Here is a 264-nt window from a genome sequence, read left to right on the forward strand (position 1 = left end):
GCCAGCTATGTATATTGATGTTTTAAATAAATTAAATGAGGCTAGCAATATAACATTGTTTGCAGACGTGCAAATGGATCCAAATGTTGCACAAGTGCATCTAGATGCAATCCAAACATTATTTGGAGGAGAAATGTCACCTGAAGATTTTGCGTCGGTGCAAGAAGATGCATTAGCTAAGGGTGAATAATAAAGGTAATATCAATTAATTTAATTAGGCTATTTGGCAAAGCTGTCGAAAAAACATTTCGGCAGCTTTTTTTC

1 pseudogene is annotated in these 264 nt (G+C 34.8%); it reads left to right on the forward strand.

What is annotated here, in order from left to right:
- Positions 1–190 (forward strand): annotated as a pseudogene (locus tag AC3II9_RS21890) (ABC transporter substrate-binding protein); the annotation flags it as partial.
- Positions 191–264 lie beyond the last annotated feature (74 nt).

It is taken from the genome of Lysinibacillus sp. RU7 (assembly GCF_057837305.1).